The sequence below is a fragment of the Arthrobacter sp. BPSS-3 genome, assembly GCF_044628475.1.
Lineage (GTDB): Bacteria > Actinomycetota > Actinomycetes > Actinomycetales > Micrococcaceae > Arthrobacter.
Genome location: NZ_JBIMMV010000014.1, coordinates 1 through 26092 on the forward strand (window position 1 = coordinate 1; position 26092 = coordinate 26092).

General features: G+C 60.8%; 24 protein-coding genes and 2 pseudogenes. 14 read left to right on the forward strand and 12 right to left on the reverse strand.

Features of this window, described 5'->3' with window-relative positions:
• Window positions 1–128: 128 nt before the first annotated feature.
• Window positions 129–395: pseudogene (locus ACFVY3_RS16540) on the reverse strand (ParB/RepB/Spo0J family partition protein); the annotation flags it as partial.
• Window positions 396–881: 486 nt separating this feature from the next.
• Here ACFVY3_RS16540 and ACFVY3_RS16545 point away from each other — a divergent pair.
• The 7 genes from ACFVY3_RS16545 (at window position 882) to ACFVY3_RS16575 (ending at window position 7715) form a co-directional block, all read left to right on the forward strand.
• Entirely contained in the window at window positions 882–1160 is a 279-nt protein-coding gene (locus ACFVY3_RS16545; RefSeq protein ID WP_400160564.1) for a hypothetical protein, read from the forward strand.
• 228 nt (window positions 1161–1388) lie between these two features.
• Window positions 1389–1721 carry a hypothetical protein gene (locus ACFVY3_RS16550; protein ID WP_400160565.1) on the forward strand — a complete coding sequence of 111 codons (333 nt, stop codon included), beginning with the start codon at window positions 1389–1391 and terminating at the stop codon, window positions 1719–1721.
• A gap of 7 nt (window positions 1722–1728) precedes the next feature.
• On the forward strand, window positions 1729–2010 hold the full coding sequence (locus ACFVY3_RS16555; protein ID WP_400160566.1) for a hypothetical protein: 282 nt from the start codon (window positions 1729–1731) through the stop codon (window positions 2008–2010).
• A gap of 5 nt (window positions 2011–2015) precedes the next feature.
• Window positions 2016–2408 (forward strand): hypothetical protein, encoded by a 393-nt coding sequence (locus ACFVY3_RS16560; RefSeq protein ID WP_400160567.1) that lies wholly within the window; start codon window positions 2016–2018, stop codon window positions 2406–2408.
• Window positions 2409–2468: 60 nt separating this feature from the next.
• Entirely contained in the window at window positions 2469–2780 is a 312-nt protein-coding gene (locus ACFVY3_RS16565; RefSeq protein ID WP_400160568.1) for a hypothetical protein, read from the forward strand.
• A gap of 265 nt (window positions 2781–3045) precedes the next feature.
• Entirely contained in the window at window positions 3046–5154 is a 2109-nt protein-coding gene (locus tag ACFVY3_RS16570; protein WP_400160569.1) for a site-specific DNA-methyltransferase, read from the forward strand.
• A complete protein-coding gene (locus ACFVY3_RS16575; protein ID WP_400160570.1) occupies window positions 5154–7715 on the forward strand; it encodes a DEAD/DEAH box helicase in 2562 nt (853 codons plus the stop codon). The genes ACFVY3_RS16570 and ACFVY3_RS16575 overlap by 1 nt, the downstream gene beginning before the upstream one ends.
• A gap of 137 nt (window positions 7716–7852) precedes the next feature.
• Here ACFVY3_RS16575 and ACFVY3_RS16580 read toward each other — a convergent pair whose 3' ends face one another.
• The gene (locus ACFVY3_RS16580; protein WP_400160571.1) at window positions 7853–8524 is read right to left on the reverse strand and encodes a hypothetical protein; all 672 of its coding nucleotides are present in this window, start codon (window positions 8522–8524) and stop codon (window positions 7853–7855) included.
• 454 nt (window positions 8525–8978) lie between these two features.
• Between ACFVY3_RS16580 and ACFVY3_RS16585 the strand changes: the two genes are divergently transcribed.
• Window positions 8979–9515 carry a hypothetical protein gene (locus ACFVY3_RS16585; protein ID WP_400160572.1) on the forward strand — a complete coding sequence of 179 codons (537 nt, stop codon included), beginning with the start codon at window positions 8979–8981 and terminating at the stop codon, window positions 9513–9515.
• A gap of 53 nt (window positions 9516–9568) precedes the next feature.
• Here ACFVY3_RS16585 and ACFVY3_RS16590 read toward each other — a convergent pair.
• Window positions 9569–10578, reverse strand: a pseudogene (locus tag ACFVY3_RS16590) (DUF4238 domain-containing protein).
• 276 nt (window positions 10579–10854) lie between these two features.
• Window positions 10855–12096 carry a hypothetical protein gene (locus ACFVY3_RS16595; RefSeq protein WP_400160573.1) on the reverse strand — a complete coding sequence of 414 codons (1242 nt, stop codon included), beginning with the start codon at window positions 12094–12096 and terminating at the stop codon, window positions 10855–10857.
• Window positions 12097–12633: 537 nt separating this feature from the next.
• On the opposite strand from ACFVY3_RS16595, the gene ACFVY3_RS16600 reads away from it, so the two are divergent.
• Both ACFVY3_RS16600 and ACFVY3_RS16605 read left to right on the forward strand, forming a co-directional pair.
• Complete coding sequence (locus ACFVY3_RS16600) at window positions 12634–12834, forward strand: hypothetical protein (protein WP_400160574.1); 201 nt, start codon at window positions 12634–12636, stop codon at window positions 12832–12834.
• A gap of 631 nt (window positions 12835–13465) precedes the next feature.
• Window positions 13466–14083, forward strand: a complete 618-nt coding sequence (locus ACFVY3_RS16605; protein ID WP_400160575.1) for a hypothetical protein — start codon at window positions 13466–13468, stop codon at window positions 14081–14083.
• A gap of 45 nt (window positions 14084–14128) precedes the next feature.
• On the opposite strand, the gene ACFVY3_RS16610 is transcribed toward ACFVY3_RS16605, so the two are convergent.
• Window positions 14129–14677 (reverse strand): recombinase family protein, encoded by a 549-nt coding sequence (locus ACFVY3_RS16610; RefSeq protein WP_400160576.1) that lies wholly within the window; start codon window positions 14675–14677, stop codon window positions 14129–14131.
• Between the two features lie 265 nt (window positions 14678–14942).
• Between ACFVY3_RS16610 and ACFVY3_RS16615 the strand changes: the two genes are divergently transcribed.
• Window positions 14943–17612, forward strand: a complete 2670-nt coding sequence (locus ACFVY3_RS16615; protein ID WP_400160577.1) for an AAA family ATPase — start codon at window positions 14943–14945, stop codon at window positions 17610–17612.
• A 291-nt stretch (window positions 17613–17903) separates the two neighbouring features.
• Window positions 17904–18215, forward strand: a complete 312-nt coding sequence (locus ACFVY3_RS16620) for an Lsr2 family protein (RefSeq protein ID WP_226761976.1) — start codon at window positions 17904–17906, stop codon at window positions 18213–18215.
• A gap of 326 nt (window positions 18216–18541) precedes the next feature.
• Here ACFVY3_RS16620 and ACFVY3_RS16625 read toward each other — a convergent pair whose 3' ends face one another.
• The 7 genes from ACFVY3_RS16625 to ACFVY3_RS16655 form a co-directional block, all read right to left on the reverse strand.
• On the reverse strand, window positions 18542–18748 hold the full coding sequence (locus ACFVY3_RS16625) for a hypothetical protein (RefSeq protein WP_400160578.1): 207 nt from the start codon (window positions 18746–18748) through the stop codon (window positions 18542–18544).
• Between the two features lie 158 nt (window positions 18749–18906).
• The gene (locus ACFVY3_RS16630) at window positions 18907–19821 is read right to left on the reverse strand and encodes a ParA family protein (protein WP_400160579.1); all 915 of its coding nucleotides are present in this window, start codon (window positions 19819–19821) and stop codon (window positions 18907–18909) included.
• A 243-nt stretch (window positions 19822–20064) separates the two neighbouring features.
• Window positions 20065–21681, reverse strand: a complete 1617-nt coding sequence (locus tag ACFVY3_RS16635) for a hypothetical protein (protein ID WP_400160580.1) — start codon at window positions 21679–21681, stop codon at window positions 20065–20067.
• 374 nt (window positions 21682–22055) lie between these two features.
• A complete protein-coding gene (locus tag ACFVY3_RS16640; protein ID WP_354149624.1) occupies window positions 22056–22259 on the reverse strand; it encodes a hypothetical protein in 204 nt (67 codons plus the stop codon).
• Window positions 22260–22468: 209 nt separating this feature from the next.
• The gene (locus ACFVY3_RS16645) at window positions 22469–22777 is read right to left on the reverse strand and encodes a hypothetical protein (RefSeq protein WP_400160581.1); all 309 of its coding nucleotides are present in this window, start codon (window positions 22775–22777) and stop codon (window positions 22469–22471) included.
• Window positions 22778–22789: 12 nt separating this feature from the next.
• Window positions 22790–23521 (reverse strand): hypothetical protein, encoded by a 732-nt coding sequence (locus ACFVY3_RS16650; protein WP_400160582.1) that lies wholly within the window; start codon window positions 23519–23521, stop codon window positions 22790–22792.
• Between the two features lie 29 nt (window positions 23522–23550).
• Entirely contained in the window at window positions 23551–24144 is a 594-nt protein-coding gene (locus tag ACFVY3_RS16655) for a hypothetical protein (RefSeq protein WP_400160583.1), read from the reverse strand.
• Window positions 24145–24498: 354 nt separating this feature from the next.
• Here ACFVY3_RS16655 and ACFVY3_RS16660 point away from each other — a divergent pair, with 354 nt between their 5' ends.
• Together ACFVY3_RS16660 and ACFVY3_RS16665 are read left to right on the forward strand one after the other, a co-directional pair.
• Window positions 24499–25566 carry a CHAP domain-containing protein gene (locus ACFVY3_RS16660; protein WP_400160610.1) on the forward strand — a complete coding sequence of 356 codons (1068 nt, stop codon included), beginning with the start codon at window positions 24499–24501 and terminating at the stop codon, window positions 25564–25566.
• Between the two features lie 8 nt (window positions 25567–25574).
• On the forward strand, window positions 25575–26078 hold the full coding sequence (locus ACFVY3_RS16665) for a hypothetical protein (RefSeq protein ID WP_400160584.1): 504 nt from the start codon (window positions 25575–25577) through the stop codon (window positions 26076–26078).
• Window positions 26079–26092: the final 14 nt, after the last annotated feature.

A 26092-nucleotide genomic window follows, 5' to 3' on the forward strand; every position in this document is an offset into this window, starting at 1 on the left:
TTCCTTCGGTTTCCCAGTGGTGTCCGCAGTCTTCACGGCATCCAGTGTCACCGGCATATCCAGCTCATTCCTGCCAAGCAGACCGCCTGGCGTGTCGAGCCGGATACACCGTTAATTCCACAGTCCCTCACGATCCGTTCGGCTTCTTCGGGAGATTCGACGATCATCACCGGGATGCTGGTGCGTCCGGCTTCGACGGCGGCGCGGGTGCGGCGCTGACCCATCAGGACGTGCACGGTGTCGTCGTCCTTGCGGTGGGCGATGACGGGTTCCATCACGCCGTGCTCTTTGATGCTGGCGATGAAATCGGAGGTCAGGGCGGCGTCTTTGCGGACGTTGATGTCCACAGTCAGGGTGGCCGGGTCGAGCATTTCGAGGATGGGTGTGGTGTTCATGGTCTTGTTCCTTCTTGTCCGAGAAGTTGGGTGGGGGGCGGCTCAGATGACCGGCCAGCTCCCCTCTCCCCCAGTTGTTTTTTTGTTGCTGGCAAGCTCGCTTGCTCGGCGGCCGACGGAGGCCTGTCTACCGCAGGCAAGGGGAAGGAAATTCCCGGAGGAAATCAGCGACGCAGGAGCGCCGGAGGGACGTTTCCTGCCCCGCAGGCCCCGACGAAGGAGGGGCTTGACGGGCTGGAGCGGACGCCTAGAATCCGCAGGACAGCAACACAAAAACGTCGAAGACGTAAGACAGGGCCAGGGCATCCGGAGCCCTGCGACGGAGGCACTGGACCCAACAGCCGGCCGCGCCAGCGGACGACCAAACCTGGTTGGAGCGCAGCGGAAATCAGGGCCTTGCTAGGGTGGAACGATCCCGCCAGTCGCAGCTCACTCATCTCCCGGGTGAACCTCCTAGCGGGGCATTCAGCCGAAAAGGGGCAGCGCATGGGGTTACGAAGTCTTTTCAGGAAACGCCGGACAACGGACGGCACAGCTGAGGCGACGCCCGCGGAGGCCAGCCCGGAGCCGCTGACAGCCGAACAGCTCGTAGAACTCGAAGCCGCCTGGGCAGAGCTCACCGCTGCAGCGCAGGCATCCGAAGTCACGAATTTCAGTGCCTGCACGCGCAATGGCCGGTCCTGGACCGAGAACGCGGCAACGGTCCGGGCCGTCGCGGCGACGCTGCGGGAATTGCCCGCAATGGAAGACCAGACACCGAAGTAGCGGGCTGACGGGTTGTGCCCATTGGGGGCAGGTGGAGCCCTCCGCACAGCTCAGGCTGTCCCCACTGGCGTTCACCCCGTCCCATGGACGCCCGCGCGGGCGCGGGTCGTCGATTGTCATAGCCACAACCCATAATGAGTTCTGCGTGAATCCTGCATCTGATGCAATTCGACGGGTTCGCGCTTTTCTTTGGCGTGTTGATTCGTATATATGTTCTAAGGTTGTGCTATGGGACTCGAACAAGCCTACGAACTGCAGCGGCAGTACGCGAGGCGGGCCGGCCCGATAGGGCTGACGGTCGACGAGCTGGATTTCGAGCACTTCCCGTCCAAGAACGGGTTCCCCGGGATTCCGGTGAAGGCGTGGATCCGTTTTCCGAACTGCGCCGAGCTGGTGGACGGCGAGGTGTACGCCTGGACGGCCAAGGCCGTGGAAGTGACCTGGAAGGACGGTCCGGTGATCTACCGGACCTGGGTGTGGAGTTCGGCGGTTACCCGCCGGGAAGAAATGATGACGAGAAACCTGGGAGAGCGCGTAAACCGTGACAGCAGTAGCGAATGAAACAACAATGGACGCTGAAGTTGATGTCCGGTTCACCCCCGCCGGCACTCCACTGGCCGTCCGGCACGAAGGCCGGATCTGGGCCGTGGCCGCCGACCCGGTGCACTGGTTCACCCGGGACGCCTGGTGGGACACTCGGCGGACCGCGGCCGTCGGCAGCGGAGACATGGTGAGCGTCGAGTTTTGGCAGTTGCAGGTCCGCCTCGGGTCGAACTCGGCCCTTCGGACGTTCACGCTGCGCCGGGACCCTCTCTCCACCCAGTGGCTTCTGGAAAGCATCAGCGACTAGGTGCTGTGCTATTGAACCCCCAACCGATCACTGACCAGACCTGGGCCGCGATCAGGGCAGAGTTCACCCTCCCGACCCTGGAACAGGTACGGCGTCGGCTCACCGAGCTGATGGAAGATCCGGAACCCGTCATGCGCCAGCTCGTCCGCATCTTCATAGACGACGGGACATTCTGTCCGGGATTCCAGTTCCTCTCCGGCGGACAAATCCACCCAACCGTCACCGCACTATTTCGGCGAGCCATGGAACTGGGCATCCCGCACAACTACTTCACGGCCTGGATGGTCGCCCCATCTAGGGACCTGTCCGGAGCCCGCCCCGTTGACCTCCTCAAGACCAGTACCTCTCCCCTGCTTCGCGCCTTGGAGGCATCCAGTTCGCGGCAGGGCGCCTCTTGACCGAACCGGCTAGCGTCGACCCAGCCGTGGCAGCTGCAACGGAAAAGATACGCTGAGTGGATGACTGATTCACTGTTCGAAATTGAGGCGCCAGAGGGTGAAGTGCCTCTAAAGCACATGCTCATTACTGATGGGCAGGTTGCTCAGATACGGGCAGCCTTCGCCGAGGCCGGTATTCACGAGCAAAATGAGCGGAAGGCGGTCATTGAGTCCTGTGTGGTTCGCGCGGTGAGCTCGCTGCGCGACCTCTACTCGACAGATGCGCATCGCGTACTGAATCTCCTTCGGCAGCGCAGAGATGGCCGCCCGACAACGGTCGTAGGTTCGGTCTGGGACAACAGGGAAGAAGACACCTGGATTGACAAGCTCTAGCCAGCTTGCGGATTGGGCTCCCAAGGGATGATGCCCACGCCGCGAAGGGGCGGCTGCCTCTCGCCCTTCCGGTGTGCCTCCGCGGGCCTCACGCGCACGGAACAGCTGCGGTGACCCGGCGGCGGACATACGGCAGGGCGCCTTGTCCTTGATATGCGGCCGGATTCGTTCGAGCCAGCCCGCGCGGATATGGTTTGCAGTGGAGTTCGCACCACGCAGTCAGCGTGAGACGCGAACTCCTCTCATGTGAAAGTGGAGGATTGAGATGTCGAGGCTAACGGACCTGCTACGGACCGCAAAACAGCTTGACCCACAGCTTGGCAAGGATCTCGAAGAAGAAATCCGGCCCTTGCAGAAGCGCCTGCCATTTGGCCTCAACTTCGAACGCCACGCCCCCGAAGCCGTCGAGCTCGCCGGCCACAAGATTCGCAATGGAAGTAAGGTCCGGGTTCTGCCACCCCGGGGATCAAGCGCTCGTGGCGACCAGCGACTCTGGCGCGTCGACAAGGTCATCGGTGACGCCGCCGAGATCTCGCTTCTGGACAGTTCCGAGGACGAAACCCTCACGGCACAGATCGATGACCTTATCCTGGTCGCCGAGTTTCGCGACTGGATCTATCCCGGGCTGCGCCAAGACGGCACCGTGGAGCGCGGCGGAAACAAGCCGTTCCACACAGTTATTAACGGCGAGAACTTTCACGTGCTGGAACAGCTGACCTTCACACACGAACACTCGGTCGACGCCATCTATATCGACCCGCCCTACAACACAGGCTCACGGGACTGGAAATACAACAACGACTACGTCGAGGGCGACGATCTATACCGGCACTCAAAGTGGCTGGCATTCATGGAGCGGCGGCTCCAGCTCGCGAAGCGTCTCCTGAAGCCAAACGACTCAGTCCTGATCGTGACGATTGATGAGAAAGAGTATCTTCGGCTTGGACTTCTGCTGGAACAGATATTCCCTGAGGGCCGCATCCAGATGGTGAGTATTGCAATCAGTCCTCCCGGGGCAAAGCGGGATGCAGCCTTCCGTCGAAGTGATGAATACGCCTTCTTCGTGTCATTCGGTGACGCGGCACCTTCCCCCCTCGTGTTGTCACCGGAGTGGGACGGTGCGAAGAAGACCACCACGATGAACCTGCGGTGGGTGAGTATGATCCGCTCCGGAACCGGTGCGTTGCGACGTGACCGACCGGGGATGTTTTATCCGGTTCTGCTTGATGAAGCATCAGGTGCGCTCATGGGAGTGGGCGATGTCTTGCCCTTGTCCTCACAACGCATCGACTATCGTGCCCCGGAGGGAACTGTAGCCGTTTGGCCGATTCGTGAGGACGGCAGCGAAGGCAGATGGCAAGTCGGGCCTGATACTGCCCGAGCACTCCATGCCGACGGGTTCATGCGCATTGGGAAGTTCAACGGCACTTCGGCCGCAATCTCCTACCTCAAAGCCGGTGAGCAATCGAAAGTCCTGACTGGCGTGTTCGGCGAGGTCGGTAGGTCTGCCTCGGGCCACGTTGAGGTAGAAGCAGCCGCAACTGCAACCAGCCGTGTTCCGACTACGCAATGGGCTCTCGCCTCCCATTCTGCGGCCGACTTTGGAAGTCGACTGCTGCGTAACCTGTTGCCGGGACGTAAGTTCCCGTTCCCGAAATCGCTGTACGCGGTCGAGGACGCTCTCCGTTTCTACGTTGCAAACAAGCCTGAGGCTGTTGTTCTCGACTTTTTCGCTGGTTCCGGGACGACCGCTCACGCCCTGATGCGGCTGAACAGACAGGACGGCGGTCGCCGCATCTCGATCTCAGTGACAAACAATGAGGTTGGTGCGGACGAGCAGACCAAGCTGCGCAAGGACGGTCTTCGCCCCGGTGATTCCGATTGGGAGCAGTGGGGCATTTGTGACTACATCACGAAGCCGCGGATCCGGGCGGCGATTTCCGGGCAAACGCCCGATGGCGAGGCAATCAAGGGCGAATACAAGTTCGTCGACGAGTTCCCGATGTCTGACGGTTTCGAGGAAAACGTCGCATTCTTCACGCTGACTTACGAGTCTCCGTGGCGTGTCAGCACGGACCGTTCCTTTGCCGCTATCGCGCCGATGCTGTGGCTGCGCGCAGGCGCCAGTGGGCGGCGAATCGATGAGCTTTCGCAGGGATGGGCTGTCGCTGATTCCTACGGCATCATCAAAGAACTCGACCTAGCAGCGGACTTCATCACCTCGCTCCAGTTACAAGACAACGTGCGCGTCGCCTATATCGTCACGGACGACGAGGGTCGCTATCAGCAGATCGCGAACGAGATCCCTGGTATCGAGACGGTCCGTCTATACGAGGATTACCTCCGGAACTGCGAAAGCAATGGTGACTTCTGATGCGCTTCACACTAAAGGACTATCAAGCAGACGCCGTCGGAGACACTCTGACGGAGCTCGCTGACGCACGAGAGTTCTACCACGGTGCACGCAAGCGGATAACATCTGTCGCGCTCACCGCCACCACTGGTGCAGGCAAAACGGTCATGGCAGCGGGAGTCATCGAAGCGCTTTTCTGGGGTAGCGAAGATTTTGAGACGGTCGCTGATCCAGGAGCAATAGTCCTTTGGTTCAGCGACGACCCTTCACTAAATCAGCAGACGCGGCACCGCTTGGAGCAGGCCTCCGATCGGCTTCGCAATCGCCTCGTCACGGTCGAGCACCCGTTCCGTTATCGGAAGCTCAGACCTGGTCATGTTTACTTCCTCAACACCTCAAAGCTGTCGCGGAACAGCCTACTCGTACGGGGCCACGATGCCGAAGGTGTTTTGCCCGGCATGGCGTCAAACCCGGATACCGTGCCGTTCACGTTCTGGGACACGCTGCGGAACACAATCGAGGACGAAAGCACAACACTGTACATGGTGCTCGACGAAGCGCACCGGGGCATGGGTCGGCGTGCGTCGTCGGACACACCTACTATCGTGAAGCGTCTGATCAACGGCCACAGCTCTGTCCCTCCTGTTCCGATCGTGTGGGGTATTTCCGCAACCGTGAAGCGGTTCGAGGACGCGATGAGCGCCGCGGAGGTACAAGACAATCGAGTACACCTTCGGACTGTCACTGTGGACCCCGTCCGCATCCAGGAGTCAGGACTCCTCAAAGACGACATCGTCCTCGACTTTCCTGCTGAGACCGGCGACTTCAACACCGTTCTCCTGCGGCGAGGCGTCCGTAAGGTGAAAGAGCTGTCGTCAGCGTGGGCGGCATATGCCACTGCCCAGAACGATCACGATCCAATCGCGCCCTTGCTTGTCCTGCAAGTGCCAAACAAGCCCTCACCAGCAGAGTTGGCCTCCGCCATCGATGTCATCCGGAACGAATGGCCCGAGATCGGCTCCGACGCTTTCGCTCATGTCTTTGGTGACCATACCGCTCAAACTTTCGGTGCACACAGCGTTCCGTACATTTCTCCTGAACGCGTCCAGGACGCAACCTACATCCGCGTACTGCTTGCGAAGGACGCCATCAGCACAGGATGGGACTGTCCCCGCGCAGAAGTCATGGTGTCGTTCCGTCCGGCCGAGGATGAGACGCACATTACTCAGCTGCTAGGCCGTATGATCCGCACACCGCTTGCGCGTCGTGTTGAGGGCGACGACGTTTTGAACAGCGTCGAGTGCATCTTGCCTCGATTCAACAAGGCCACAGCCAGCCGCGTGCTGGAGCAGATTATGGGCAACGATCTGTCCGAGGGTGGGACAGGTACAGGACAACGCGTCCTGATCGACCCGCAGCTCATGACGCCGAACGACCGGGTTCCGGACTCGGTGTGGACGCTATTCACCGACCTGCCGGCGGAGACGCTACCGCGCAGGCACGCCAACCCGATCAAGCGCGTGACGGCTCTCGCGCACGCGCTGGCATCAGACGGCCTGGTGCCCGACGCTGGCCGTGTTGCCCATGCGCGACTCCACGGCGTCCTCAACGGGCTCGCAGCGCAGTACCCCATGGAGCTCGGTATATCCGAGTCCGACGTACTGACCGTGGCTGGCGGCACTGTACGCGGGCACACGCGGTATGGTCTGCGGGCAGATGAAGCATGGACCGAAGTAGCCGACGACCGTGCAATCCAGGAGGCTTACCGTCACGGCTCGCGCACGGTGACGCCGGACGTTGCTCGCACCTACGTCGACCATTTGGCGGCCGAAGCGGATGACGAGGACGCGCTCCGTGATGCTCACGTGCGTGTAGCCGGGCTAGCGATGCTGCCGCAGACGCGGCCGGCGCTGGACGCTGCAGCAAATTCGCTCTCCGAGGAGTGGCTGGGCAAGCACCGTGTCGCAATCAAGACTCTCTCCGAGTCACGTCAGAGCCTGTATGCCGAAATCACCGCCATGAGCACTGACCCGCAGCTGATCTCGATGGCATTGCCGAAGAACCGTCAGGAAGAGACTCGCCGGTCAGTCGGCGACGCTACTCAGATCCTCGACCAGCGGCCACTCCACCTACTCTCAGACGAAGATGGGATGTTCCCAGTCGGGAAGCTCAACCCCGATGAGGTCCAGGTGCTCGACACAGAGATCCAGCGCGGCGACCTCCTCGCGTGGTATCGCAACCCTACGGGCGGGCGCGACTCAATGAGCATCGCCTACCAGGACCAACATGGAGCTTGGCGAACTCTCCGGCCCGACTTCCTGTTTTTCGTCGAGGGTCGTGGCGTTGTGAAAGCGAATATCGTGGACCCGCACGGTTCCTGGTTGCCTGACGCGCTGCCCAAGCTGCGAGGACTGGCTCGGTTTGCAGAGGTGCACGGCGACAGCTTCCATCGCATCGAGTCGATTTCTCGGATCGACGGCGAACTGCGAGTCCTCGACCTCACGTTGCCCGACGTGAGGAAGAGCGTGCTGGAAGCCACCGACGCCGACTCCGCATACCGCCAATTTTCTGTGGCGTATTGATCTGAGCTCTGCGACGGACCGTGCCGGCATTGCAGGTGGACAGGATCTGGACAACCGCCGGACCCACCAGCCACCCACTGGGTCGGTGACCGCCGGGCTGCCACAGTCAGGCTTCCTGCACCAAACCTTCCCTGAGGTCAGCCCAGGCGGTTGCTGACTCTGAGGAGAAAGACGATGAGCGAACCCATACGCGCAAAGAGATAGTCCTGCGCATCCTCCGGAACCTGATGCTTGTCAGTCTCGTGATGCCGAATCATGAACCGGTTCCCCAGGTCGGTCAGGCTCTGCATCTCGATGCTGGTAAACGTTCGAAATTCTGCGCTGGCAATGTTGTCTAGCAACGCATTGGCGCTCTGCTTCTTGTTGCCCAAAACATCCACTGTCTTGAGGCGTTCGAAAGCGTCCCACAGTTTCTCAAGGGCTAAAGCCCGGTCATCTGCTTTTCGAGAGAGGTAACGCTCCTTGGCAAGCGACAGCAGTCCATCCAACTCAGCGTCGCCGCTGGCCGGCGTCATTTGGCTGATGACCTCCCGGACCTCAGCTGTGCCGATTCGAACGATCCGGCCCGCCGCGTCCAGCTCGTACATGGTTCCGCCGCGCTGGAGGATCTGGTTAACGTCCTTGCGGAATTCCCGACGACCGGGCGCCTCCGCAAAGGTGAGCTCGTAATGGTTCATGTAGTTGTGCCATTGCCCCTCGATGGGTTTAGCGACTCTTTCCGCTGCATACTCGATCAAGTCGAATACAACCCCGTCAGGCTGATCCTGCTCTAACCCCAGAGTGTTGCGTTCCTTGAGCTCGGGAACCAAGGCCCGCACGTTGCTCCACAGGGCATGTTGATCAGTGCCACATACTCCGTTGCCATCAGAGCAGTGTTCAGGAAAGTGCTGAGCGAGCCAATGGGCCTGAGCCCTAGTCCTAAACAGGCTGTATAGGCCTGCAGAAGTCGCTGTGGGCAGTGCGTCGTGGATCCTGGGAACTGGACCGTTTACGCGGTCCGTGTAGAAGTCAGAGGGTGTCATCCGCCAATTCTCGCAGCAGAGAAAGCAACCAAGTCAGCGTCTCCTTTCCTTCGGAACGGCGGATGATGGGCGGCGAGAGCATCCAAATCGTCCGCATTTCACTCACAGAAGTCGTCTGCACCGCCCGCGGCATCCTCGTAGGAGGACGCCTTGTTACGGACTTACTTCGGCGGCGCGGACATGCTGTCGGGCATCATCAGTAAGGTTCCAGTACGGTTTGTGTACATACGGACGGGGAGATTTGAACGACGTGCTTTCAGGCCCGGTGGTCACGGCCGGCGTTTCCGCAATTGCGTTGCTGCTGTCGGTGGTATTGGTACACCGATTGACGCAACTCCGCGAAGATCGAGCCGACCACCGAGCGGTCCAGCGTGAAGCTGCATCCGCCCTCGGCGAGGCACTCCAGGATCTCCGTCGGGTGGTTGAACGCTCTGCTGTTGAACCCGTAGGGCCTCAGGACATCTCGACGGCAGTCAGCTCATGGGAGACCGTCTACCGCAAATACGTAACCCGTCTACCCGCTACGGGCCGTCATGCTCGCGGAAGCGTCGCGGCGCCCTTAGGGGAGCACTTTGGCGCGGTTGGCGCATCCAATCTTTTCCCCGAGGCTGCCAATTTTGAGGTCTCGAAGCATGATCCTGTTTGGTGGGATAACGCTGACTCATATCTCAGTTACCTGATCAATCGTTTTTCCCTTTGGCACGACAGCCCCCATGCGGCCACCAAGATGCCAATCTTAAATTTCGACGCCTGGCTCGCGCACCGCAAAACCCATTGAGCGAACGAGCTTGGTCGCCCGCTGGAAGGAAGGTTCGTACAGGAGGAGCGCAGCTATTGGGACGGGGTTTCCGAAGGACGTCCGAAGAAGGGTTCACCTGAAAATTGTTCTGGTGCCCCACTGGTTTGTATCTCCATCGCTCTTGGCTCCGGCAACTTCTCGGGCACAATCGCTTTATCATCCGGATGATGGTAAATCCACTGTCGGGCATTCCCGATTGTGGCGTCGTTGAACATTCGAGCTACGGCCGTTGAGGGTTCCCCCCGGTGGTCGAAATGGCCAGTTGATACTTCGGCTCCACTGACTTTCCCGAAGAAGGCCTCAGGATCTCCCAGTAGCAGGCCTGTTCTCCTAGAAAGCGGCACAGTTATAGCCCAGGCATTCATGAGACCTGTTCCCTCGTCCCCATGCGCGTGCTGGTTCGGGATGAGACTGACAGGGCATCACAGGTCAACAGGCTACGGCGGGAGAACTGGTAAATCTGCCAGGGTCTTGCCGCGAAGTACCTAATTAGTTCTGGTGTCAGTTCCAGCATCTGCCGGATGTGACCTACAGGTGCAAGTTTGATGGGCGGCCCTCCGGGCTGAGTCGCTTCATTCCAAATTTGCTCGGCTTGATCTGGGGATACCGACAGGCCGTGTTGTCTCTTCGCCCAGGCTTTCACTCCTGCCTTCCCGCCCGCTCCGACCTCTAGTCGAGTCAGCAAGGCCATAGTTTGCTCCATGTGGCGGCGCTGATCCGGCCCCCGCAGAAACTGAACGGTCAGGAATGTGGCCAAGACTTCCCTGTCAGCTTGGGATAAGGGCCAAACGCCGTCGTCCGTTATCTTCCTGAAGATCTTGGTTGCGTCGCCCTCGAGCTCCGACAGGCCTTTTTCGAATACGTCAGGGCCGTCGGCATGACCGGGAATGGCGTAGAAATCCTTTTGGATGGTCGCGTCACTAGTGGCCTGGACGAATCGACGCGTTCCGGGCAACTGCACGACGCCTATCTGGTTAGCTTCAGTGGCAAAGCCTTTGAGGTAAAAGTTCGGCACGGTGTGGTGCCGTCGGGCTACTGCCATTGAAACTTACTCCGATCGCAGATTGGTGGTTGCTTTACCCTAGCGGCCGGCCATCGCCAGAAACGCACAGTATCCAGTACGAGGTATCCCACTTCCTTGGGACCAGGATGACCCCGGTGGGACACTCCCCCGCAGACCGCAAACGGCAGCCGGCCGCGTAACTTGCCCGTCCCGTATGTTGTCCCACAACCCCGGCCACAATCACCGTCACAGGTGCAGTCTTCGGTACGGTGCGGGCGGGACGGTCTTGCGCCGGCGCTGACCGGGCCCGGCTCGTTAGCCCACGCGGATGCCATTTTCAGCGAGGAACTCGCGGGCACGGCCGATCTGGCGGTCGGTGGAGAAGGCGTGCCACTGTTGGCCAAGGTTCTCGCCGTGGACGAGGTCGCGGAACCGGTAGAAGGCGCCTTTGCCCTCGGTCGCCCGTTCCAGCCGCTCTCGCAGGGCCTCATCGTGCTGCCGCTCGGCGAAGGCCGCCATGTCCCGCCAGCCGTTCCGCGAACCGGTGCGGTCGACTCGAAGCCAACGCTCCGGCTCCTCCTCGATGTCGATGGCGGCGTCCTCCCCGACCATCATCGGGTCAGTGGCGGTCTCGTCGTACACCTGCCCGGTGCGCAGGTCGAGATAGCCACCGGTCGACAGCTCAGGATCCCCTTCCAGCACGGTGCTGAGCATGTCCATCTCTACCGGCACCACGCGGCCCGTCAGCGGCTCGCGGCGCAGACCGGCCAGCAGGTCCTCGGCCAACAGCCGGTCACCAGGGCCGCCGCGCCACGTCAGCCGGTTGATGACCGACACTGCCACCGGCTGGGTGTCCCGGCGTCTCTGCTCCAGCGCCATCGGTATCCCCGCCCCCACCTGTTGCAGAGCATCATCGATGTCATGTCCCGTCACCGCCGCGAGAAATCGGGACGCATCTGCTGCCGCCATGGCTCCCCGCAGCTCGGACAGGTCGAGCCCCGGCACCTGCACCTCTGCGGGCCACGCGTGCAGCAGCATCGGGTGCGGCCGGCCCGGTCTCCCCGGCACCCGGCTCTCCCCGTCATCAGTTGACCACCGGCGCCCGTACTGGTCCGGGATGCTGCCCCAGCCCCAGTACGGCAGAGGGGCATCAGGACGAATACCCAATACCTCCAGCGGGTCGACCTTCGCCTCCCCGACCACGCATCGGTGCATCCATGCGTCACCGAGGTCGAACGTGAACTGAAACTCAGCCCCCGGCCCTACCGTTCGGGCGACCTTGGCAGCAGCGATGTCGATTGGTGCGATGATCGGCCCGCGGATCGATCCAGCCATCTCGGCTCCCGTCTCTTCATCAGTGATTACCCGGCCGTCGGCCAGGGTGAACACTGACAGGTGCGAGCGGTCCCACCGGGCGAAAGCATCGTTGATGGCATCGGCGAGATCCATGAAGGTGTGCGACGGTCCGACCGCGAAGATGCGCCCGGGCCACGGCCACAGCTCCTCACCACGACCACCGAGCAGTTCCACCGTCACCGACAACCAGGTTCGTGCCATTCACAAAGGATGGCACGCGCTGCGGCGCTGCCGTAGTCGCGTTACAGCAGGTTCCTGCTATCCCGGTGAAGGAATGGCGGTCGCGAAGGTGAAGGGCCGTTGCGGGGAAGCAGCGCAAGCTCTCGGAAAAACAGGGAAGCGCACCTGGTCTCCGTTCACCGGCCAGGGACACACACGACGGGGGAACTTGCCGAGCTCTTCTCGGTAGCGCTTTCAACCGTCTACCGCGCCACGCAGCGAGCGGGCGACAGCGCGGAACTCCCAGCGTAAATTTTCGTCCCGACCCTTTTCAGACCCCTGAGTGACCACTGTGCCCGCACCTGTGACTCACGCTGAGCCAGCGCCCTACGCCTGACGTGCACAAACGACGCCATTCCGCGCCGGAGTCTCGTCCGCCCTATGTAGAGCCTGGAAGCCGGGGCCTCATGTTCCCATCCCAAAGCCGAGATCGGTTGCTTGCTCTTGCCTAGTTTCGCATAAAATATTCCGGTAGCGGGTGTCCGATTGTCTGGAGTGCCGCCAGTGAAAGGACATGCCATGTCAGCGAATCTGCGGATCACTCCTACTGATCCTTTTCCTCAGGATCTGGAAAAGCTGAAAGACGAAAAGTTGCAGGTTCTCGATAGCAAGGTCCAACGTCAGCTGGATCATGAAATCGTTACTGAAGGTGAACCGCACCCAGAAACCGAGTTCCGCCACCACGAACTTGATTTGGAGTTCGGACTCCGCGACAACTGAGACGTCGCAGCTCTTGGAACCCCTTCCATGTAATCCTCCCGCGGAGCCAGCGGACTCCCAGGGTGTAATTGCCCTCCAGAGCAGCCGAAGTCTTATCTACTCGATGAACAAACCTGATGTATGCAATTTCCTCTTGAGGGCGCCGGTCTCCGATCGGCGGGCTTTCTTAGTTGCGGACCCGGCGTTCCTCCCAGACGCCCACTGCGAGCTTAGGGTGAACTGGAACCTCATCCCTTCCTTCCCTCGCCTGTCACCTTTCTCCGGGATGGTCCTCGATGCCTGACGCTGCAACGCTAAGCTTTGCCCTTACGTACATCGGAACACTGGCCGTGGCGGCTTTGATGTTTCTTGGTCAGGTTGTTGTCTTCGCCATCCTCCTTGCCCTGGCGGGTGTGTTCAAACTCCTGACCCTTCCGGGCCGCGCTCTGACAAGCCGTATGGACCAGCAATAACCCAACTGCGGTGCGAGGTCATTGGCATTGAGAACTGAACGGCTGGCTGCCCGCGTTCTATAGGTTGTTTAGGTAGGGAAAGCGATACATCAATCCCGAGAAGAGAAGCAGCAACTCCCTTGACTATCCCTCGGCCGCCCATCGCCGTTCTGCCGGACACCGCAGATACAAGGCTGTTGGTGGACCTCACCAGCCACGCCAACGACCTTTCGGAAGCCTCGCACGCCCTCGCGTGCGCCTTAACCGCGGGTGAGGAATCAGAGCTGTGGATGCCGCTTACGTCGCATGCCGTCACGGCGTATATTCGCCCCTTCATCTTCTCTAATGTTCGCAGGCGACTCGACGAGATGCCGGGCATCCCAGCCGTTCCGACCGCCCTTCAAGGGGTCCACGACATCATTCGAAAGTATCGCAACACCACCATTGCGCACTCACAATCAAATCTGGTCCTGCCGCTGCCTGTTGCCATCTTGAACGCCGAGGGGCAAGGCATCGATGTCATAGGTGTGACTGTCATCCATTCGATGCCACGAGCCGTGGCCGAAAGCTTCGCCAACCTGATCGGTGAGATGGAAGGAATCGTAGAACTTGCAACGCAACCAATTCTGGAGCGTCTGCGGATCTGGCTGAAGGACCAGGACCCGGAAACTATCGACGGTTGGGAGCTCCCGGAAGTCATCCATGCCATTGACTTGGAGTTCACGGCTGCACACCGCAGAAGACGAATACCGCGCTTCACTAGCTACTGGCGCATTGAGCAGCCCGGTGAAGACCTGCCTGAACACTTCTCTGGGTAGGATCCGCTGACAGACCCCTATCCGTGCACTCTGCACCCTCCTGGTCTATAAGAGGTATCGGTAGACTGTGGCGCGGGAGACTCCGAGCATCTTGCCGATGTCGGAGGCGCTGATGCCTTTGCCCTTGAGCTCTTTAGCCCTGGCAGCGGCAGCGTCGTCGACTTTGCGGGGTCGTCCGCCGCGGCGGTTGTTGGCCGCGGCCGCAGCCAGGCCGGCCCTGGTGCGTTCGATCATCGTATCGCGCTCCAGCTGCGCGAATGCGGCCACGATCGTAAGCATCGCGGTTCCCATGGGCCCGGTCGTGTCCAGTCCTTCCGTCAGAGAACGGAACCCTGCTCCCCGTTCCCGGATGTCCTCGATAAGGTCCAGGACGTGCCGGGTGTTGCGGCCCAGACGGTCGAGCTTCCATACGGTGAGTACGTCGCCGGTCTCCAGCCTATCTAAGGCTCTGGACAGCTGAGGGCGTTCGACTGTGGATCCGCTGACGCCCTTGTCGGCAAAGGTCCGGGCTGCGCCGGCGGACTTGAGTGCAGTGAGCTGCAGATCAAGGTTCTGTTCCGTGGTGGAAACCCTCGCGTACCCAATTACAGCCATGGGCGTCCCCGTATTCTCTTAAAGCCGAGCAATTTGCCGTTCTGAGACTACCTGTTGTTGGACGGCATTCTGAGACTTTGGAAGGGCGTGTCGGACCGCGAGTTCGTCGACATTTTTTACGTCCCCTGGAACACGACCCAGCCGTCTCAGCAATCGATCGTTTGTGAGACCGGCTGACTGCACCAGAACCTCAACTAAGACCGCAAATGATGCTCCCTTCGTGTCGCTATCCATATGCAGTAGGCCGCGCTGTAAAGATCGGGAAGTGACTAACGAATCGCTCGAGCCGGTGGATCAGGCAATACTCGAACTCCTTGAGTGGATCAAGAACCGCCCGTCATGGCATGCTGATGCTCTGATACGGGCTTCCAAGGGTCCTTTTAGCCCCAAGGAAATCATCGAGCTCGCAGATAAATGTCTTTCGGAGTCCCAGGCCAGCTCCCTCCCAAAGCGTAGTGTTACCGCCGAGGAGCTTTCGGTTACGACTAGCACAGCTCCACCAGTAACCCTGACGCAGATCAGCAACGCACAGAATGTGAATAAACTGGCAGCGAATCAGGTCCTTCAGTTCGCCCCAGCTGGGTTGACTGTCATATACGGAGCGAACGGCACGGGAAAATCTGGGTACACGCGCCTGCTTCGGCAAGTGTGCCAAGTCCGCGGATTGCCCGGGCAAGTCTTGCCCAACATTTATGCGCAGGCGCAGGGAATCCCCAAAGCAAATATCAGCTGGTCCACTGGAAACGGCGAGGAAACTTGTGAATGGACGCATGGCAGAACCGCGGCGGCAGCGCTGAAGAGTGTCTCGGTCTTCGACTCAAAGGCAGCAGACCACCACATTCATGACGGTGCTCAGGCGGCGTACACACCTGAGGCTCTAAGACTCTTGGAGAGTCTGGGCTCTGCACTTCGCCAGGTCGAAGAGGAGCTGCAGGGACGGATAGACGCCAAAATAGCAGGTCCCACACCCCTTACGTTCCTGCACCAGGACTCGGAGCTAACTGAGCTGATGTCTGCATTGGGCCAGGAGGGCATCGAAACCCGCATCAGGATGGCCTCCGTCCTCACGCCAGAAGAGGTGGAGAGACTGGCGGAGCTCACGCAGGCCTTGGAAGAAGCCTCCAGGACAGATCCATCCATAAAAATAGCCAGTCTCAAACGCGTGACGAAAGAGGCTGAGGAACTGATTGAGAATTTGGAGGTCCTCGCCAGTTGCCTCGATGAAACGCAGATTGCAGCGAGCCGAGACAAGGCTGAAGATGTCGCCGGCAAGGCAACGGTGGCTGAAGCAAGCGCGGCTCTGCTCGCAGGAATGGAGCTGCCCGACCTCGGAGGCACAATTTGGAAGCAGCTTTGGGATGCCGCACGGACGTACTCTCGCTCCAGCGCCTATCCCGAGCATGCGTTCCCACATGTGGACGGAGATGCTCGGTGTGTCCTCTGCCAGCAGATCCTTGGGCAAGAAGCCAAGCGTCGAATGGAGTCCCTGGAAAAACATGTGCATGACAAGGCACAACAGGACCTCAAAACTGCACGGGCCGAAACAGTTACTGCGTTCGAATTAGTCCAACGCAAAGTAACCGCAGCGGTTCAGAACCTGGTTCCATCCGCCGAGCTCGCCGATCTGTCCCAAGAACTCAGCTTCTCGAAGGCGATAGCGCCCGTCTCAACGGCTGCGAAAGCCCGACTTGATTTCATGCAACGTCTTGTGGCCACCCCAAGCGAGTTCCAGCGGCCGCTAGCTGACGATGCCGAGTGGGACGTCCCCAGCATTGTGGCCAGCTTCCAAACCGCCATCGCAGACTGGGATTTACAGATGAGTGGGCTGGCGGAACTCTGTGATGAAGAAGGCCAAGCCAAACTCCGCAAGGAACATCGGACCCTACAGGACCGTGAGGTCCTGGCAGCCAACCTGAATCCAGTCCTGGCGGAGAACCGACGACAGACGGATTTAAGAAAGCTCAAGGCGGCAATCGCCACCACCAAGAGAAACGCGGTGACGCAGCAACACGGCAAGCTCTCTCAGCAACTGGTGACGGAGACACTTCGAGAAATTTTCAACGACGAGCTACAGCAGCTCGGCGCTGGCCGTCTTCAGGTTTCCATTAGTCGAGCAGGTTCCGCCAATGCTGCCAGCACTTTCAAGCTCACTTTCGACGGCGTTGATGCAAAAAACGCTCTCGGTGAAGTGTTCAGTGAGGGCGAATGTCGGATAATCAGCCTCGCCAGATTCCTGACGGAGTTGCGGTACAGCAAGTCCAAAGCTGCAATCGTAATGGATGACCCCGTATCATCCCTGGATCACAAATACAGAGCCAAAGTCGCAAAACGCCTTGCCATCGAAGCTCTGGAGCGTCAGGTTGTCATTTTCACCCACGACATCGCCTTCCTCGAACAGCTAAATCACCACGCTCCACATACCGGAGCCGACATCGAGTACCGAGTACTGGAAAACACTTCTGCCGGAGCGGGCACGTACAGCGGCACATTACCTCCGTATGGCGCAAACCTTAGTAAACGGCTCGGCTACATCCGCAATCACTTGCAGCAAAATGAAAAATACTGGGACAACAAGGCCGACAAGGAGTGGCGGGAAGCCAGCGAAACTCTCGTCAGAGAGATGCGCAAGGCTTGGGAAAGGGCAATCGAAGAGGTCCTCTTCAACGAAGCGGTGACGCGTTTCGAACGCGCCGTCCAGACAAACCGAGTCCGCACGGTTACGGTCGACGACAGCGACTGGGCTGCAATTGAAAATGCAATGACCGAGCTCTCACGGCTCGGGCCCCATGACGAACCACAGGAAGCTCAGGACGAACCGCCAAGCCCTGCTGATATAAAGGCCCTCATTCAGGACCTTGAAGATTGGAAATCGGGCGTAGCCCAGAAGCGAAAAGCCACGGAAAAGCGTAGGCCCAAGGTAACCGCCAAGATCTGACCTAACGGTAGGGTTCTTCCGGACAAGCACGTCCCTGCGCGCTACAAACGCTGATAACAGCGCATACGTCGACTGGGAAGCTACAGGAGAAACTCCGGGTGCGGGAGGACCGTGAGCTGACCGCTCCCGGTGTCGTCACGGACCACTTGGTCCCGGTGCTTCATGGTCATAACCGTCTTCCAAGTCGGCCGGTGCCGCGAAGTCTTCGTTGGTGAATTCTTAGAATTCCCCCTGACCTTCGACAGCAGCGAACAGTCATCCGGCGTGATTACGAAGCCTTAAACTTCTTCTATGGCACAAAGAGTAGTAACCCTTTTGGAAGATGACTTCGACGGCTCCAAGGCAAGCGAGACCCTCTCGTTTGCCCTTGACGGCGTCGAATACGCAATCGATCTCAATGATGCTCACGCACGGGAGCTGCGTGAAGCCTTCAGCCCCTACACGAAAGCAGCCCGGAAGACCGGCGGCCGGGCTCGCACAGCCCGTCCAGCTTCCTCCAATGCCCGCGAAGTCCGGCTGTGGGCTGTCGGCCAAGGCCTGCCTGTCAATGCCCGCGGTCGCATCCAGGGAGACATCATGGAAAAGTACGAAGCAGCGCACTAAGGGCCGCACCGCTCAGAGTGAAGTGCGGCCAGCTGGGGCGGTCGGGCCAAGCGCAGAATCCCCTTAGAATGCCGCTTAGAAGACACGTCCGAGGCCAGAACATATTCGAGTTCTGGCCTCGGTTCTTTTAATACCTGCGTGCAGCTGCTTCGGCTGTGCTGGGCGGCTGCCCTGAGGCACTGGTAGAGCGTTGCCAGGGCGAACCCTTCCGGCTGGCGTCCACCGAGCAGGGCGAGCTCGAACTCAGCGAACGCCCGTTGGTGGCCCGGCAAGAGCCGAACGCGCCCACACCCGCCTGCCGCCGTAGAGGATCAGACCGTGTTGCGTCAGCTGTCTTTAAGTCGCCGTCCGCCGGGAAGATTCTCACCCCAGGACGGGTACATCGCACCCTCGTTGTGTTCGGCTTCGCGGCGGGCCGTCTCTGCTTCGATGGCTTTCGCCACGAAATGGCTCCAGGTGTTATCCCCTTCGGCGTAGCTGGTCGCCCGGTACGCTGCTCGTGCCCGGTTCCGCAGCGCGGCGGGGATACTCACCGTCATATTCGCCGTTTCGGAGTCCTTGGGTTCTGCCTTTTTTGACGTCTCCGGCCGGTGTCCGGGAAGCATCCGCGCCAGAGGTGCCTCGGTGGCCGGCGCTGCAGTGCGACGCGGGGGCAACCCGAGTGCGGGCCGGCTGGGTGTCGGTTCGGCGCTCACGCGTTGACCTCCTGGGATTCTGCGACGGCAATGCGACGGGTCACTTCCATGGCGACTGCATGGAGATCTTCGGCCACGCTGGAAGCCGACTTTGGCCCGGCATGTCCGGCCTTCGCTTCGCCGCGCAGGACTTCCCACCATTTCGGTCCTTTGCTGAGCTCCCGCTCGAGCTCGTGAGCCAGCAATCCACGCTCCCGGCACGCCTGGGCTGTGGCCTCCGCGTGCCGGATGCTCATCGGAAACAGCACTTCGTCTGTGCCGAAATCGGCGGTGAGGTGGTCGCGGGTGACCTTGTGAACCTGCTTGGAGTTCGTACCGGTTCCTACGAGGACAACACCCAGCAGATCCAGCGAGGGATTGAGGCCGACGACGCTGTCCATGCGTGCCGCGACGGCGGCGACACCTTTCCGGCTGGACATGTCGGTCTTCAGCGGCACCAGTGCGTAACGGGCGGCAGCTACCGCGGCGGCCTGCAGGGGCTCGTTTCCGGGCGGGCAGTCCAGCAGGACCAGATCGTACTCCCCCGCTACGCTGGCAAGCAGTTTGGCCAGGGACAGCTGTGCAGCGTCACGGTCCTTCTGGGCTTTGGCTCCAAGGAAGGCTGCCGCATCGTCGAGATGGGGTCCGCCGGCAATGACATCAAGGTTGGCTCGGACGCCGCTAAGCAGGTCGGGTTCTCCCCCGAAACACAGCGAAGCCGCCAGACTTCGGCCGCCGTCACCCTGGTCGGCATAGCCGAGATCTTCGGCGAGGTTTCCTTGAGGGTCGAGATCCACGAGGAGCACACGCGATCCGCCCTCGGCGAGGAGTCCGCCTACGTTGGCCACCAGGCTGGTCTTGAAGACCCCGCCTTTGCCGTTGATTACCGCGATAACGCGGCTTAGGGCACCGCGGTCCAGATCGTGTTTCATCAAATCCCCTTCCAGAGTGATCCCAGCGTAGCCAGTAACACCGGCTTTACTTGTGAAGCTTGTTTCCGTGTCTTAGCTTTTTTCACTTGTGAAACCGGCGAAGCAAGCAAACGCTTATCAACTTGCTTTGCCTGATTTACCGGTTTCCCTGTCTACGCTTTTTTCACTTGTGAAACCGGCGAAGCAAGCAAACTCTTACCAACGTGATCTGGTGGATCCATATGGTCTACCAACGCCGGTGCTTTACGCAGCTCGCCACAGCGTCCCGATCAAGTCCACTTCGGTTTCCGAGGGCGGGATCCAGTAGAGATCAGAGTCAGGTTCGTCCAGTTCGTGTTCAGCGAGTTCGGGCGTGAGGTTCCTGTCCAGCCAGGCGTGCCAGGCTGCGCGTTGCTTTCGGTGGGTACTGATCTGCTCTGCGGCGTCGTCAAGTGCACCGAGCCGCCGGGCTAGGGCTGTCAGGCTGGTCCCGGCTGTGATGCTCCAGTGTCCGTGCCGGCGTCCGATCATGTTGTAGCTGCTCATGGCGGCCAAGGCCGTTTCGACGGCTGTACGGCTGAGTCCTGTGGACCGAACTATTCCTGCTGTGGTGGGGGAGAGGCGTCCGCGTTCGATGGATTCGTAGACGAGGGCAGCGACGTCGCCCAGGGCCCGGAATACAGGGCGGATGCCATGGATCTTTCCGCTGCGCCAGGAGAGCTCCCGGGCAAGTTGTTCAAAGTGCTGGGGGAGTTGAATCATGTAGGTATCGGCGTTGCGGCCGCGGGCATCGGCAATTTTGGTCAGGATGCCGTCTGAGGCTTGTTCCAGCATCGGGAGCAGCCTGGAGATTGTGCCGTGGTGTTTGCCCAACGCGGTAGCGAATGTACGGCAGCCGACATCCAGCAGGTCAGTCTCCATGGTTCGCATGTAGCCGAGCACTGCGCGAAGCAGGAGGCGCAGGCTGAGGCCTTCGCGGCCGCGTTCTTTGAGTCTGTGGTCCAGGACTGCGTAGAGGACATTTTCAAGATCGTTCACGAGCTGGTGTGCACCAGCTTTGCTGCTGGTTCTGCTGGCCCCCCCTGTGGGTACGGGGGGGCTTGTGTCGTTAATACGGGCATTCCTCCTGCCGGCTAGCGGGGTTCCCGGTTTTTGGATCCAGCGGCGGGCCTCAGCCCACTCTTTATCGAGGAGGCGTTCCTGTCGGTCGGCGTCGGTGTAGAGGGCTGCGAGGCCGGGAAACTGGCCCCCCAGTTCGAGGCGAACCTGATCCAGGGTCCAGCCACAGGAGGCGAAGTGGTTCAGCACCGCCATGCGGGCCTCTGACGGGCTGGCGTACCTGGCGGTGTCGTACAGGCCGGTTCGGGCCGCCAGACGCAAGGGAGACTGGCTCCCGCCGAAGGGCACCGGACTGACACCATTCGCCGTTGCCGGGGCTGCCATCTTGGCCACGCGAGCCTTTAGCTCGCGTTCACGTTTGAGCTCCGGTGCTAGGGCACGTCGGAGGGCCTCGACAGCGTGGACGGGATTGCGGCGGCGCAGCACGTCGTATGCCTCGTTGAGGGGTGTGACGAGTGTCTGGTGGCCACCGCGTTTGTGGGCACTTCCTGGGACCCGAATACACCCGTCGGTGACGTTTTGGTGCGGGCTGGGGTCAAGGCTGGCTGCTATCCGTGCGAGGGCTTCGATCAGTTCACGAGCCGCTGGTGCTTCCATGCGCTCGGCCAGGGGAATGTACAGGTGGCGTCCGCCACTGGGGGAGTAGTCCTCGATGTAGCGGACACCGCAGCTTTCCAGAAGGGCCCCGAGACGTCGGGCATCGTCATCGACGACGCCTTGCAGCGCTTTAGAAGTGTCCAGGTCAACGCAAAGAGTCGCCACGGAGCCATCTGCTCCGTGAATGGGAACGGCTGCCGGCTGCTTCGGCAGGGTAGCGGTGATCCGGGGCGGGTTTAGCGGGCGGGGGTACTGGAATCTGCCACGGATCCATAGTCCCGGGCGGTACGTCGGTGCACCGGCGAGTAATGGAGCGAGAGCCCATGCCATAGCGGGTGTGACTTGACCCGCGGATTGCAGCGCGTCAGTTATTGACGGCACGGGCACTGCAGGTACCATAGACAACAGCTGGTCCTCTCGGGGTATAGCAAATGGAGCGCCCCTCACGGGGAGCTTGTTAAGTTCAGATCGTTGTCCGCCAAGATTCGGATCTGAACGTCATACTTTTTGAAGGCCCGCCTAGTGCGGGCCTTCAGTCTTTAACTGGCCTTAGCGATAGGCAGGGACTCCTGGCCTTCTAGGGCATCAAGGTCGATGGTGCTTAGGTGTTCGTGCAGCAGCCGCGCGAGCAGCTCGGAGCGGCTCTCAGAGGTTATTTCAACAACCCTGGTGAGCTTTATGGCATCCGCGCGCGGAATCTTGGATGTGACGGTCAGACGATCGCCCTTATGCATCTGTGCCATGGATCCTCCTAAGTTTTGTGTACCGAGCACCAGCCAATATCAATCAGATTGCCTTAAGTGGGATATTGGCATCGTGTCGCGACAATATCCACGGAACCCGTCATGGAACGCCGTGGCAGCCATTGACCGCGCGGGCAATCAAAAAAGTCATGACTCAAATATGTCACAAACTCGCAAAATTTTAGATATGGGGCGTTTGGCGGCGCGGTTCAGCGCTTCCAGGCGCGTTGGACGATGGCTTCGACGTCGGCAGCATCGGCATATGCGCGGCCGCCGGCGTTCAGTGCGCCACGGAACAGGTTTCTGGTTGCCAGGAGTGATCGGAAGTACTGTCCCCGGCGGTCAATTCGTCGGGCCTGGACGCCAAGGAATTTTGCTGCTTCCCGTCGGCTCATCCCGGCGTCGATGCAGATTTTCACCGCTTCGAAGATGACCCGGTAGGCGGCTTCATTTTCGTTGTTGACCTCAGCGAGGACGCGTTTGACGGCCTGTTGGGCTTCTTGGGGAGTGGGGTTCATGAGGCAGCCTTTCTAGTCGATGGAGAGGGCTGAGCCGAGCTCAGTCTGCGCGGCGCGGCTTTTCCGGGCGTAGGCGAAGAGTGCCAGGCCGATCACTACGAAGGCCGTGGAGATGTAGGAAACGATCATGAAGAGGTAGGTGGCGTTGCCGGTCGCGCTCAGTTCGACCGGATAGGCGAAGGCGCGTATCAGTGACAGCGCAAAGCCGGCAGCGATCAGTCCGGACGCGATCCGGCCGACTCTCAGTGGATTCTTACGGGAGTCCTTGAAGGCGGGCTTGATGAGGGGGAAGACGATGTAGGCGACGTAGGCCAGCACGAGCCATGTATTCAGGCGCACGCTCGGCTGAGCAGCGTAGTCCAGCAGCTGCGGTGACGGGTTTGGGGCTTTGGTCGCCAGGAGGGTGCCCAGCAGGCCGGTGGCGACGATACCGAGCATGGCCGCTCCCGGCGCCCCGACAGTCCACCGGCGGGCGAACGGCGAGGCGTAGGCAGTGCTGAGGTGCCCGCCCAGGAACGCGACGGCGACGAGGGCGAAGTATTTGGAGATCAGATCGGTGCCGTTGGTGAGCGGCACGAGTGCTTCCACGCCCATGTAGACCGGGGGCAGGAGCAGGAGATAGGCGAGAGTCAGGAAGATGCCCGACAGGGCGATGCTGCTGGCTTTCCCCTGCAGTGCATGCTGGTGTCCCAGCACGGGAGTGTTGATGCGTTTGAAGGTCAGGCTGCCCAGAAGAATAAGCATCAAACTTACCGGGACGACGGTGAGCGGGTTCATCCCAGGAGTTCCGTCATTTTCTCCGCGTATTCGCGGGCTTCCTTCCGCTGCTTCACCCGCCGCTGCAGTAGATGAATCCGGGCAGAAATGGCCTCGACCAAAACATCGTCGGAAACTTCCAGCAGCTCATCCTCGCGAGCCCTGATCTGCCAGCCGCCTTCGGGCGGCGTGATCAATTCCGTCACCACAAGTCCGGTGGCGAACGAACCTCCACCGGCTCGTGAGGCTGCAATCGCCAAAGACGGGTTCAGCTTGTTTTCGGTGAGCTGGGTGGCGATGTAGGTAAGCGCCATACCCGTTTCCTGGGACATTTTCTGACGGATGTCCCCCGGGTCGATGGAGTCGATCCAAGTCCGGACTGAGCCGTCATGCGGGAAGGGGATGAGGTCGATTCCTTTGCGCAGCTCACGGGGATAGTGCTTCTTGGACGTGCGGAACTGAAGCTCTGCCATGAGGTCCGCGTGATGGACCTGGCTCAAGATCTCGGCGGAGGACGGTTCTATGGGCCGGGTCTCGATGACCTGGTACGGACTGAAGACGCTGAGCGCGTCGATGACGTTCATTCCGGTGGCCCTGGCGATGGCAATCACCGTGGACTCTGCAACGTTTCCGCGCCTGAGCTGGTTGTTTAGAGTGCCCCGATTTATACCGGTCAACGCACTCAACGCAGTCGGGGAGGGGCTGAGGGATCGCCCTTCCAACCACTCCCGAAATTCGGCGGCTGAGACAGGCACGGACACTCCTTAGACAAAGGGCATGAGACAAGCGCGGGTGATCAATACCTGTTAGAGTTGAACCAATAATTAAACAAGCTCAGATAATTCAAACCTTGTATTCATCCATCGTAGCTTCTGGGATCGAGTTTAGCCGGGGTCCGCCTACGATCCATGACCGCAAGGCAGTACCAGCACACAAGCGCAGGGGGAAGCGTGAAGCCGTCCAAGATGCTCAGCGCCGGAGCCGCCGTCGCGGTACCCGTGGTGCTGACCGGTCTGGCCTTCTCCATGCTGCTGTTGCTGGCCCCCTCCAAACCTGCGGCGGCCGACTGCGGGCCGGCGGTTTCCGTCGTCATCGACGACACCACCAAGGTCGAGGGCTACACCCAGGAACAGCTGCAGAACGCCGCAGCGATCATGGGTGCCGGGAAGGCGCAGGACTTGTCGGTCAACGGGCAGATGATCAGTGTGATGGTGGCCCTGGGGGAGTCGGGGTTACGCGTGCTGGATACCGGCGACGGTGCCGGCCCGGACTCGCGTGGGTTGTTCCAGCAGCGCGACAACGGCGCGTGGGGCTCCTACGCGGACCGCATGGACCCCGCCACGAGCGCCACCAATTTCATCAAGGCCCTGAAAGGCGTCCCGGGCTGGGAGCTGTTGGAACCGACGATTGCCGGTAACAAGGTCCAGCGCAACGCCGACCCGTACCACTACCAGAGGTACTGGCCCGAGGCCGTCAAACTCGTCCAGGCGCTCTCGAACTCGAAGTTTTCCCTGCAGGGCAACGGCTGCGCCGTCCCCGGACAGTCCGGCGCGGGGGATGACTACCCGTGGCGGACCTCCCCGACCTGGCTGGACGTCGGGGCAAACTCGGCCAGCACTTCGCCGCTGGGCATGTACTACCGCGAGTGCGTGGATTTCGCGCTGTGGCGGGTGAACCAGCAGATGGGCTCCACCAGCGCACCGTTCAAGTTCCTCAACGGCACGTTCCGCCCGGACGGGCAGGGCCTCGGCTCGGCCCTGACCTGGAAGGCCGGCTGGGATGCCAAGGGCTGGGACTCCGGCAGCACACCCCGGGTCGGCGCCGTTGTCTGGTACGCACCCGGCGCCGGGGGAGCGGACCCGAGCTTCGGCCACGTCGGCGTGGTCAAAGAAGTCAAGAACGACGGGACCTACGTCGAAGAGGGGTACAACGGCAACCCGGCCCCGGCGGACCACACCTACTACACCCGGACGGTGGCCAACACTGTCCCCTCAGCTTTCCTGTACCTGCCCACCCAAGAGGAGAAAAAGTGAAAAAGTCCATGACCTTGGTTGGTGTGGCGCTGCTGTGCGTTTCGTGCGCACCGGCAGGCAACACCACGACAGCGCCAACGTCCGCCAGTGCCAGCCCCACGTCGTCCCCGCCGGTCTCCCTGAGCGCCAACAGCGGCCCCCAGGCACCGGGCGGCACGATCCCCGCCACCATCGGCATTACCTGGGATCAGGCCAGCAAGGACGAGGCCATGGATGTCGCAGAGAACGCTATGACGGACTTCGCCCGTCCCACGGTGGACGACAAGCAGTGGGCCAATGACCTGGCCCGGTGGCTGACCCCGCAGGCGACCGCTGACTACTCGGCAGTGGACCCGGCCAACGTCCCCGTATCCCGCGTCACCGGGACCGCCACCCTCAGCGTCGATGAAGCCAACGGCTTCGGCGTCATGGCAGCGGTTCCCACCAACGCCGGGACCTACACGGTGCAGCTGCTCCGCACTGGCAAGGACGCCCCGTGGAAGGTCAACCGGCTCACCCCGCCCGCCTCCTAACCGCCGCACCTCCA